The 11,096-nt window shown below is 56.0% G+C and carries 8 protein-coding genes; 5 read left to right on the top strand and 3 right to left on the bottom strand.

The window, feature by feature from the left end; all coding sequences use genetic code 11:
* Positions 1-5 precede the first annotated feature (5 nt).
* Together FJW03_RS14440 and FJW03_RS14435 are read right to left on the bottom strand one after the other, a co-directional pair.
* The gene (locus FJW03_RS14440; RefSeq protein ID WP_226890666.1) at positions 6-1,178 is read right to left on the bottom strand and encodes a glycosyltransferase family 2 protein; all 1,173 of its coding nucleotides are present in this window, start codon (positions 1,176-1,178) and stop codon (positions 6-8) included.
* Between the two features lie 2 nt (positions 1,179-1,180).
* Positions 1,181-2,176, bottom strand: a complete 996-nt coding sequence (locus FJW03_RS14435) for a glycosyltransferase family 2 protein (protein ID WP_140611957.1) — start codon at positions 2,174-2,176, stop codon at positions 1,181-1,183.
* A gap of 1,026 nt (positions 2,177-3,202) precedes the next feature.
* Here FJW03_RS14435 and FJW03_RS14430 point away from each other — a divergent pair.
* The 5 genes from FJW03_RS14430 to wecB are packed head-to-tail and all read left to right on the top strand — an operon-like array spanning position 3,203 to position 9,405.
* Positions 3,203-5,077 carry a polysaccharide biosynthesis protein gene (locus tag FJW03_RS14430; RefSeq protein ID WP_140611959.1) on the top strand — a complete coding sequence of 625 codons (1,875 nt, stop codon included), beginning with the start codon at positions 3,203-3,205 and terminating at the stop codon, positions 5,075-5,077.
* The gene (locus FJW03_RS14425; protein ID WP_210240574.1) at positions 5,074-6,372 is read left to right on the top strand and encodes a glycosyltransferase family 4 protein; all 1,299 of its coding nucleotides are present in this window, start codon (positions 5,074-5,076) and stop codon (positions 6,370-6,372) included. Before FJW03_RS14430 ends, FJW03_RS14425 begins: the two co-directional genes overlap by 4 nt.
* A 14-nt stretch (positions 6,373-6,386) precedes the next feature.
* A complete protein-coding gene (locus FJW03_RS14420) occupies positions 6,387-7,259 on the top strand; it encodes a dTDP-4-dehydrorhamnose reductase family protein (protein ID WP_140611961.1) in 873 nt (290 codons plus the stop codon).
* Positions 7,260-7,277: 18 nt separating this feature from the next.
* The gene (locus FJW03_RS14415; protein ID WP_140693239.1) at positions 7,278-8,288 is read left to right on the top strand and encodes a polysaccharide biosynthesis protein; all 1,011 of its coding nucleotides are present in this window, start codon (positions 7,278-7,280) and stop codon (positions 8,286-8,288) included.
* Positions 8,281-9,405 carry a non-hydrolyzing UDP-N-acetylglucosamine 2-epimerase gene (gene wecB / locus FJW03_RS14410; protein WP_319022914.1) on the top strand — a complete coding sequence of 375 codons (1,125 nt, stop codon included), beginning with the start codon at positions 8,281-8,283 and terminating at the stop codon, positions 9,403-9,405. The genes FJW03_RS14415 and wecB overlap by 8 nt, the downstream gene beginning before the upstream one ends.
* A 17-nt stretch (positions 9,406-9,422) precedes the next feature.
* Here the strand turns inward: wecB and FJW03_RS14405 are convergent, their stop codons facing one another.
* Positions 9,423-11,024, bottom strand: a complete 1,602-nt coding sequence (locus FJW03_RS14405; protein ID WP_140761560.1) for a hypothetical protein — start codon at positions 11,022-11,024, stop codon at positions 9,423-9,425.
* Positions 11,025-11,096: the final 72 nt, after the last annotated feature.

Genomic DNA, 11,096 nt, shown 5'->3' with positions numbered 1-11,096 from the left:
CCGTCTTACCCGCGCCTGGTTCGGAGGTAGAACAGGAGCCCCGACACATAGCCGGCGATTTCCTGCCAAAGGAAACGATCCTCAGGGACCCTGCGTCCAAGCAGCCTCCTGCGAACCCTGCCGAGATACCAAAGCGGCTTCCATTTGAACGCCTGTCTCAAATTCGCCCTGACGCCAGTCCGTTCATGCTGGACGAGCAAAGCGGCTGAGTGACCGCGCATGTAGAAGTAGATTTGCTTGGCCAGGCCTTCCATCGTCCGCCTGTGGAAATGGAACGCGACGGAGGTGGGCTGGTAGCGGCAGTCATATCCATTGGCGAGCAGCCGATACCAATATTCGGAGTCTCCAGAACATCCGGCCTGACCGACGTCGAGACGCTCGTCAAACAGCCCGGCGTGGTCAAACACGTCGCGCCGGAACGCCATGCTGGCGCCAGCCCCAACTTTCCAGGCAGGGAATACCTCGTGCTTGCTGGCGGCAAAATCGGCCGCGCGGAAAATCCGAGGTGTATAGCCTTGCCCGAAACTCCAGAATGTCTCGAAATAACGCTGCGCTTCGGTGGTAATCTCGGCGGGCAGCACAAGACCCGTCACCGCGCCGATCGAAGGTCTGTCAAATGCTGTGACCAGCCGCTCAAGCCATTGCGGATGAAGCAGAACGTCATCGTCCGTGTAGGCAACGATCTCGGAGGATGCACGCTCAGCGCCTCGATTTCGGGCAATATCCAAGCCGGGTCGGTCCTCGCGGACATAGATTGCGCCGGCAGCGAGCGCTACCTCGCGCGTTTCGCCGCCTGCCGACGCGTTGTCGACCACAATGACCTCCGCGGGCGGAAGGGTTTGCAGAGGGAGCGAGGAGAGGCAGCGCCGCAGCTCTTTCGGCCTGTCGCGCGTACAGATGACCACGCTGGCGCTCGGCAGGTCCAGAACCGGTGGAGCCGGGCTTGAGTCTTGAGCGATCGCAATTGGGGCAATGCGGCACTCCCCGTCGCTCGCCCTGAGCAAATGCCCGACCGGCAGCCCGCCGCGCCACAAGACGATCATGCCGGCATCGCAGTCCTCAGGAGCACCTTGGATGTCTAGATCCACGTGGCGGACACCTACGCAGCCGTCCACGCCAAACATCTCCCGCAGTTCTGCCTCCAGCACATTTACGTGCCCGTCTGGAGTGGATGACATTTTCACCAGCTCATTTCGCTATAAAGAGGCCGAAATTCGGCGTCTTTGTTTAGCATCCGTTTCACTCGAAGCTTGATCCAGCGAGGAACCAGCCTGGCCCGGCAATATGCGTCTACGATGTCAGGCAGACCAGAAATCGCGGTGCGTGGGTCCAGGACGACGGACTTCTTCAGCAGGTCGTAGGCCGCGAAAAACCGTCCCTCAATCAAAGCTCTTGTGGCAAGCCAATGGATCATGTCGACCAGATGGGCATCGAGATCGCCCCCGAATTGCGGATATTTTTCACGAAACTCGGCAAGGACGATTTCGCAGGAACGAAGCATCTGCATGACATCGCTCGACATGTTGACGTTCGTCATTCGGTAGCCCACAAGATGTTGAGGCACGACACGGAACTCGTAACTTTCCGCTATTCTGAGGCACATCAGAAGATCCTCGCAGCCTTGTGCGCTCTTGGCCCGCAAGGACGAATCGAATTGTCCCGCTTGCTCGAATGCGGAGCGACGTACAAGCATCGAACTTCCATTGCCGACAAAATTTTGTCTGCACATGCGCTGGAGCACATGACCTTGGGCGTCGGGGTGATTATGCAGCGAGAATACCCGACCGTCCTCATCGATATGCGCAAACCAACAATATGCCAGGCCTGCTGAAGAGCCACCTTCCAGCAAGGCGCGCAATTGCAATGCGATCTTGGATGGGGCCCAAAGATCATCCGCATCGACAAACGCTAGAAATTCCGCGTCGGTAGAAGCCGCGCCGCGATTGCGAGCGTGCGCAACTCCGCCATTTGACTGCCTTATGAGGCGTATACGCCGATCTTTATCGGCACAGAAGGCCACGATTGATGCGGACTCATCCGTCGATCCATCGTCGACCACGATAATGTCCAGTGCTTGGTAGTTCTGGCGGCAGATGCTGGTCAGGGTGGAGCGAATGGTTCGCTCCGCGTTGAACATCGGCACCACGACGCCTACTGTGGCATTGTCCTTGACCATCGGGGACTTCGTTTTCTCCGCAAGGTGGTGGAGTTCATGCAGGCACGCCGTCAGTACCGCTCTCTTCAAAGATCGGGGCGAATTCGCGGCAAAAGACGCTATTCTATTAGTTTTTACTAAATAATCATGCAAGCCAGCAGGCTCGGGTGGGCTTGGCAGGTCCACCCATAGTGATTTTTTGCCGCAGGCGGCTTCAGTTACGCGATGTGGCAGACAGAATGGAGTTCGTTCCGGTTCGCGTTTCAGGTCGGACCGGCCGCCATGGCAAGCATCGCCAGCAGTCGAAAGATTTCCAGTTCGCCGCCAACGCGCTGGATTTGATCGGTCCCGATGCAATCTCCTCGCAGGGAGGCGGCGGTGTGTCGAGCGAGCGTCGACCGAGGACCGAAAACATTCCGACAGATGATCTTCACTTCTTGTCCAGGCCTGCACACTCTTGTGGCGGCAAGGGCGCATATTAGGTCGTCGCTCGAATGAGAGAGGGTCTTTTGCGTCGATTGGCGGATACGTGGTACACTGCGTCAGCGGCGTGTGGGGTTGTCTTAGCCCCGGGTCTTACGTCGGCAGAATTTGAACACGCACCCTGCGTGCCTTGCGAGCCGGACAATGATCCACGCTGACGCCCTCTGCTCGTCATCGCGGTGCACTTCTGGAAATAAGTATTGGACGATCAGGCCATGTGCGGTACAGACTTCTCCGAGCACCGGAGCACCGGACCTCATGTTTGGGTAAGAAGAAAGATATCAGGACAATTGGTTTTAAAATGCGACCTTCCTGCCGGACACTGTCATCTCCGACGCCATGGCAAGCGCAGAACGTGTCGCTGCTGAACCGCACAGGGCGTGGACGATCGTCTCGAATATCGATCGAGAAAGGCCGGAAGCATTCGTGTCTTCAAGGTGAAGCCTAGTGCCTTCCGGTCTCAAAAAATCTGAAGTCGCCCATTCAAAGATCGGGTCCAAGAGGCCCCGCGTCATCTCACGGCTCTTGACATTGCGCGGTTTGGCCCTCGTGCACGATGGCCTTATGGGGGCCGCCGCGCTGTTGCTGTCATTCGCATTGAGGTTGGACGGCTTCTCGGGGAACTTTTGGAAGTTCGTTGCAGCTGCGGCACTCTTCGGATTCATAGTCAGCATCACTGGCTTTTTCCTTGGGCTCAATCGCGGCGTATGGCGCTACGCATCGCTGTCAGATTTCCTGGCGATCGCCGGCGTAACTACCGCATCTCTCGCCATCTTCACGGTCATCGAATTTCTGGTCGATCGACTGAATTCGATCCCACGTTCTTCCATTCTCATCGCGTGGGCCTTCGCGATCGTGTTTCTGGCCGGGCCGCGTGCCGCATACCGCGTCTATCGGAATCGGCACGATGTTAGAAAGGGGAAGGTTGCCAAAGGAAGCGCCAAGAACGTTCTTCTCATCGGGGCGACCGATAATGCCGAGGCTTTCATAAGAACGATCAAGGAGAGAAAAAGTGCCTCTGTGGAGGTGCTTGCAATTCTCGACGAACGCGGACGAAGAACAGGGCGAGCGATCCGGGGTATTCCGGTCGTGGGGCCGCTGAGCAACCTGCCTCAGATATTGGACCGGTTCGAAGCGCGGGGCCGCCGGGCCGAGGCAATAATCCTTACTCGATCTCGCGAGGAATATCAGCAATACGCCAGCCTCGAGGAGTTGGTGGACGTCGCGGCGCAGCAGAAGGTGGAGTTGCTGGCACTCCCCAATCTGCTCGACATGAAGAGTATCGATGCGGAGATTCAACTTAGCCCGATAAAATTAGAGGATCTCCTGCAGCGTGCACCCGTGAGGTTAGACACGCAGAAAATCACCGCTATGATTGGCGGTAAGAACGTGATGATCACCGGAGCCGGAGGTTCGATCGGGTCCGAGCTGGCGCGACAGGTATTGGATCTCAGTCCGCTGAGCCTCGTTCTCGTGGATGCCAATGAGTATGCGCTCTATTGCATCAAATCCGAGCTGAGCCAAAAGCATCCTGACCTACGTATCCACGCGGTGCTGTGCAACGTGCGCGAGAGGGAGGCGATCAGCAACGTCGTTGAAACCCACGCACCCAATCTGATCTTTCATGCAGCTGCTCTAAAGCACGTGCCGATGGTGGAGGCTCAACCAATCGAGGGCATTTTCACCAATGCCATCGGTACGCGGAACGTTGCCGACGCCGCATTGCGCTGGAAAGTCTCCAAGATGATCATGGTTTCGACCGACAAGGCAGTAAACCCTGCTAACGTCATGGGAGCCACTAAACGTATGGCGGAAATGTATTGCCAAGCGATGGATATCGATCAAAAGACGTCCACCACGCGCTTCATGACGGTTCGATTTGGCAACGTATTGGGATCAGCCGGATCCGTGGTTCCGCTCTTTGAACAGCAGATAAGGGCCGGCGGCCCTGTAACAGTGACCCACCCGGACATTGTGCGTTTTTTCATGACCATTCCCGAAGCGTGCCTGCTGGTGCTGCAGGCAGCAGCCCATGATCCGGACGACGTTAATGAGCGCGGCCGAATCTTTGTTCTCGATATGGGTTCACCGGTGAAGATTGCTGACCTGGCGAGGAACCTCATCCGCCTATCTGGGCTGCGTCCGGACACCGACATTCAAATCGCTTACACCGGGCTGCGTCCCGGAGAGAAACTCTACGAAGAACTGTTCGACAGTAACGAGACATTGCGTGAGACGGGGTCGCCGGGAATCCTGGCAGCGTCTGCGCGATCTATTGAGCGGGCGATGATCGAGCGCATCTTCGATGAGATGCAGCGTATGATAGATAGACTGGATTTGGAGGGCGCGCTTCGCCTTCTTCAATCGACAGTACCAGAATTCACCGCGGGACCTGATATTCACCTGACAATGAGCAACACGCGCTCGCTACGGCAATGAATTTCATTTACCCGGCAACTGAGGGTCTGCAGACAGAAAGCGGCGCGACCGAGGAGAGATTGCGCGTACTGGTGATCAGCCAGCATTTTTGGCCTGAGAGTTTCAGGATAAATGAGGTTGTCGAATCGCTGCGGCACCAAGGCTGCGACGTTGAGGTCTTGGCCGGGCAGCCAAACTATCCACAGGGCAAGATTTTCGAGGGCTATAGCGCCTTTGGCTTCGGGACCGAGACCCACCCTTCAGGGTACTTGATTCATCGAGTACCCGTGGTGCCTCGAGGCCGCGGCGGCGGAATTCGGCGGATATGGAACTACCTCTCATTTGTAATATTTGGAGGGCTGCTGGGCCCGTATCTTACGCGGACCAAGCGATACGACGTCATCTTTGTCTACGCAATCTCGCCCATATTGCAAGGACTGGTGGGCGCCGTTTTCCGGCGTATCAAGGGAGCAGCTCACGTCATTTGGGTGCAGGACCTGTGGCCAGAAAGCCTTGAAGAAACCGGCTTCATAAAAAACAGATGGATGCTGGCAGCGGTCGAGCGGCTCACTGGTTTCATATATCGACGCGCTGACCTTCTACTTGTCCAGTCTCGCGGATTTATCGGGAAGATACAGGCCATTGTGGGTGACGACGTGCCAATCGCGTATCATCCGAACCCCGGTGACAACCCCTTGGCGGAGAGCGCATCCCCTGAGAGTTCATCTCTCAAACTACCCACGGGATTTAACGTCGTGTTCGCGGGTAACCTTGGGACGGCTCAGGCATTGGAGACCGTGCTGGATGCAGCAAGTCACATTCAAGATCCAGAGATATGCATCGTTCTTGTGGGCAGTGGCAGCAGATCCGATTGGCTCAGAACGCAGATCGAGCGGCGTCGCTTGAGCAACGTGGTATTGGCAGGCCGATTTCCAGCCGAGATGATGCCAAGGATATTGGCGCAATCATCGGCGCTTCTTGTCACATTGAAGCGGTCGGCCGCCTTCGGGCTGACCATACCCAGCAAGATTCCAACTTATCTTGCCGCAGGCCGCCCCATTCTGGCCTGTTTAGATGGCGAGGCTGCAGAGATCATTCGTGAAGCCAATGCCGGAATAACAATTCCGGCAGAAGATTCGTTTGGTCTGTCCGAGGCTATGGTGCGGCTCAAAAATATGCCCGAAGAAGCGAGAGAATCCATGGGAGAGTCGGGCCGCGAGTACTTCAAATCGCATTTTGCGCCCGCGCCGCTTGCTCGTCAGCTAATTGATCATTTTCGACATGCACGAAGCAAGCTAGCACGCTCGCGGTTGTAAATCAGGAATCGGTGATGGAACGACAGACTCATCGCAAATTGCTGGTGTTAGGTGCCTCTGGCATGCTGGGCAATGCAGTCTTCAGATTTTTCTCAAATAGTCCTGGCTTTCAAACCTTTGGCTCAATCCGTTCCAGATCCCATCAACGCCTCTTCTCGGAGGAGGTCAGAGGAAATTTGGTCAATCTGCCCGACGCGGAAAACCCCGACGCACTCCTCGATCTGTTCGCCGACGTGGCACCCGACGTCGTCGTAAACTGCATCGGCTTGGTCAAGCAGCTTTCCTCGGCAAGTGATCCTTTGGCGGCAATCCCCATCAACGCGATCTTGCCACACCGGCTAGCACGACTCTGCAGGATCGCAGGTGCCCGCCTCATTCACATAAGTACGGACTGTGTCTTTGATGGCGCGGACGGCAACTACAGTGAAAGTTCGCGTCCTAACGCATATGATCTCTATGGGAGAAGCAAGCTGCTCGGCGAAGTCGATTACGACAACGCGATAACACTGCGGACTTCGATCATCGGCCGGGAATTGAACAGCGCCCACAGTCTGATCGACTGGTTTCTGAACCAAGAGGGCAGCGTTAAGGGCTTCACGCGGGCGATCTTTTCCGGCTTGCCCACCGTCGAGCTAGCCAGGGTCATTCGCGATTTCGTTCTTCCGAACCCGGCCCTGACAGGCCTCTATCATGTCTCCGCCGCGGCAATTAGCAAACACGATCTCTTGAACATAGTGGCGCAAATCTACGCGAAGGAAATTCGCATCGAGCCGGATGATAGGGTGGGGATCGATCGATCTCTTAACTCATCCCGTTTCCGCCACGCTACCGGATACGAGCCTCCACAATGGCCCGCGCTCATTCAAGCCATGCATGATTTCTGCTAACCAAACGAGACCATAAGTATGTTTTCCAACAAGACGCTGCTCATAACCGGGGGTACTGGATCCTTCGGGAATGCCGTGCTTTCGAGATTTCTAGCAAGCGATTTCGCGGAAATTCGCATATTCAGCCGAGACGAGAAGAAGCAGGAAGATATGCGCTTGGCGCTTCGGGATGAGCGTCTCAAGTTCTACATTGGCGATGTTCGCGACTACCATGCTGTCGACGATGCGGTTCGTGGTGCCGATTACATCTTTCACGCGGCGGCTCTCAAGCAAGTACCTTCCTGCGAGTTCTACCCAATGGAGGCGATCAAGACCAACGTGCTGGGGGCGGAGAATGTACTTCGCGCGGCAATCAGTCATGGGGTTCAGCGGTGTGTCGTGCTCAGCACGGACAAGGCGGTGTATCCAGTCAACGCGATGGGGATGTCCAAGGCTCTGATGGAGAAGATGATGATCGCCAAATCCCGACTGAGCGATTCCGTCCGTACGGTCGTCTGTGCGACACGTTATGGCAACGTGATGGCTTCTCGCGGATCGGTGATCCCTCTTTTTTTGGACCAACTCATGCGTGGCCAACCGCTCACGGTAACCGATCCGAACATGACTCGCTTTCTCATGTCTCTCGACGAATCGGTCGATTTGGTTCTCTACGCCTTCGAGCATGCGCGGTCTGGCGATATTTTTGTTCAGAAGGCGCCAGCTTCCACAGTGGGGGTTTTGGCGGACGCGATGCGGGAGGTCCTCGGACGCGACAACCCCGTGAGAATCATCGGCACGCGGCACGGCGAAAAGCTCTTCGAATCTTTGGTGTCTCGCGAAGAAATGGTTCGCGCAGAGGATCTCGGAAACTACTACAGAATTCCAGCCGACTCGCGCGATCTGAATTACGATAAATATTTCGTAGAGGGAGAGCGGGCGGTTTCAGCTCTCGATGACTATACATCTCACAACACGGTTCGCCTTGATATTGCTCAGGTCAAAGAACTCTTGAGCCGCCTTGATCTAATCAGGGAGGCTATCAGTGCTTAAAGTCATGACTATCGTGGGGACGCGGCCGGAAATCATACGGCTGTCGCGGGTCATCGCCCTGTTCGACGCAAATTTCCAGCACACGCTGGTGCACACAGGACAGAATTACGACTACGAACTGAACGACGTCTTTTTCTCAGAGCTTGGAATCCGGACGCCGGATATTTTTCTCAGGGCAGCCGGGAAATCAGCGGCCGAAACGATTGGGCAGGTGATTATCGCGGCTGACGAGGTGCTGGATAAGCACAATCCTGATGCCTTGCTCATCCTCGGCGACACAAACAGCTGTCTGGCAGCCATCTCTGCGAAAAGGCGTAAGGTCCCCATTTTCCACATGGAAGCGGGGAATCGGTGCTTCGATTTCCGAGTGCCCGAGGAGATTAATCGCCGCATCGTTGACCATATCTCGGACGTCAACCTGACTTATAGCCAAATTGCTCGCGAATACCTGTTGCGAGAAGGGCTGCCGCCTGACCAGATAATCGTCACCGGAAGTCCCATGCGCGAAGTCCTCGAGTACTACCGCGAAGCGATCAACGGCTCAGATGTGCTCGGCCGTTTCGGACTCGCCCCGGGAAGATTTTTCATCGTCAGCGCACATCGCGAGGAGAATGTCGACGCGCCTGATAGGTTGGAAAAGCTGCTGAGGATCATCAATGGGATTGCGGACCGCTACGATGAGCCAGTGATCGTATCGACCCATCCCCGCACGAGGAAGCGCCTGGATGCACTCGGCGTGGATTGCAGTCCTAAGGTAAGGTTCGAAAAGCCGTTTGGCTTCCTCGATTACATAAAACTTCAGAGCTCTGCCCGAGCTGTTTTATCCGACAGCGGGACCATTACGGAAGAGAGCGCAATCCTCAACTTTGCCGCGTTGAATTTGCGCGAAGTGCATGAACGTCCGGAGGGGGTCGAGGAAGCTTCAGTAATGATGGTTGGGTTGGAGCTAGAGCGGATACTTGATGGACTTAAAATCCTCGAAAGCCAACCGCGCGGTGCGGACCGGCTGTTGCGCATGCCGAGCGATTACCATCCCGACAACGTGTCCGAGAAGGTCATGCGAATTGTCCTAAGCTATACCGACTTCGTGAACAGGCGTGTCTGGAGAACGCAATAGCGACTAACCGCGTTCGCCTACTGCAGCGATTGTGGCTCAACGGGCGTGCTTTCAACTCGACCGTTGCTGGACGCCAACCACTTCGTGGCCCACCAAACCGCGCCAAGGAACATAACGGAAAGGAGTAGTTCGATCGCATAGATCAGCAAAGTCCATGGAAATCCCATTTGGACCGTCAGGTAAGCCAGCGACACGCCTGTTACGGACGCGGCTGCCAGGTTTTGCGTCGAACGGGCAGCTATCCACTCGACCAAGTGACCCGCTAGCGTGAGTGCAAACATAAAGGCCGCCACGACCATCGCCGATCCGGACAGGCTAGCTACGCCGATAGGGCCGGGGAGTGTGAGGAATGTATAGTACTCAACATGCCCGTAACGATTGCCCGACATTTCTTGGTAGATTGCGTGGGAGCCTGCGGCGGGATCCTCAGACATCACTTTCAAGAACAGGTCGGCGCTGAGTCGGTCGGAATTGGCGGCTGCTGTCATAACGCCCTCCATTCCGACCCAACGCATGACAGCGAGATTGCGGAGTTGGCGGAACAATCCCTGGAGAGCAGAACGATTTCGCGTTACGGTTTCCACTTTGTCGGCCAATGAAGTTTCTTGAAGCGCGGGAGGCTTCGGGACTGCTCGCGGAGTTGCAGGAACCTCTGAAGTCGAGCTCGCCTCAGCGGAGTTCGAATCATTGGATGCTTCAGGAGGCGTTGCCGGCAGAGGCACGGAGGTCCCGGACGCAGTTTGCGAGAAGTCGAACGTGCGTTCGAAACTGACTACCGCCAGCGACGCCACAAAGATAAATGCGGCTAAACCCATCGCCAAGCCAACGGCAATCCAGCTCCGCACCTGCCGCCGCCGCAACGCAATGACTACGACCGCAGCCAGGACGTAGAGAAGAAGCTGGATCCGGCTGCCCATCGAAATAGAAGCGAGCAATCCAAGAAATGTCGCCGTAAGGATCAAGGCGGCATATGGCCATCCCCGGAGTTCGATGAGCCAGAGCACCGCAGTCAGCCCGCCCAAGAGGGAGCCCCAGGCGATGCCAAAGGCGGCGACCGCGTAGATGCGAGCGTCCATGTCAATGCCAAGGGGGAAGCCAATTCGGAGGATATGAAATGTGTAGTTCGCCCAATACATCCCGATTGAGCAAACTATCAGCACAGAAAACGCTCCGAGGACCGAATTGGCAAGATGAGCGGTTCCAGAAGCTCTCAAAGTGTTTGGAAAGGATGGAAACAATGTCGCCATGAAGTTCGCCAAACACACGCCCGACAAGCCACTGGCCGCAAAAATTAACGCTTGGTCCCATTGCGACGTGAATGTGCTAACCGGCTCAATTAGCTGCACACCAAACACGAAGTGCGCGATCGCTTTCGCTATGAAACCCACGAAGAGGAATGACGACAACAAGAAAACGAAGAAAGAGGAGGGAAATGCAAGCGAGATGGCTACCGCGGCGCAGCCGGAAACATAGAACCAGAGGAGGATTAACGGCGAGGCGCCAGAATTGGTCGTTAAGAGCAATAAGAACAGAGGTAGCGCTATGACCGCTCCTGCAGGCAGCGCGAAACCTGTGATCGAGCCGGATCGGGAATTTGGCGAAGACGCAGTCATGGGCATTCCCTATACTCCGAAAGCGGCTTGCGACCCAAGGGCGACTTTTCCATTTCCCCAGCAAGGGTTGGTGGGCCT

The organism is Mesorhizobium sp. B4-1-4, from assembly GCF_006439395.2.
In the GTDB taxonomy this organism is placed as follows: domain Bacteria; phylum Pseudomonadota; class Alphaproteobacteria; order Rhizobiales; family Rhizobiaceae; genus Mesorhizobium.
This window is presented reverse-complemented; position numbering and strand designations above follow the sequence as displayed.

Coding starts and splice junctions, on each gene's coding strand:
- FJW03_RS14440 (WP_226890666.1), bottom strand. CDS start 1,178: ATGTCATCCACTCCAGACGGGCACGTAAATGTGCTGGAGGCAGAACTG.
- FJW03_RS14425 (WP_210240574.1), top strand. CDS start 5,074: ATGAATTTCATTTACCCGGCAACTGAGGGTCTGCAGACAGAAAGCGGC.
- FJW03_RS14415 (WP_140693239.1), top strand. CDS start 7,278: ATGTTTTCCAACAAGACGCTGCTCATAACCGGGGGTACTGGATCCTTC.
- FJW03_RS14405 (WP_140761560.1), bottom strand. CDS start 11,024: ATGCCCATGACTGCGTCTTCGCCAAATTCCCGATCCGGCTCGATCACA.
- FJW03_RS14420 (WP_140611961.1), top strand. CDS start 6,387: ATGGAACGACAGACTCATCGCAAATTGCTGGTGTTAGGTGCCTCTGGC.
- FJW03_RS14430 (WP_140611959.1), top strand. CDS start 3,203: ATGGGGGCCGCCGCGCTGTTGCTGTCATTCGCATTGAGGTTGGACGGC.
- FJW03_RS14435 (WP_140611957.1), bottom strand. CDS start 2,176: ATGGTCAAGGACAATGCCACAGTAGGCGTCGTGGTGCCGATGTTCAAC.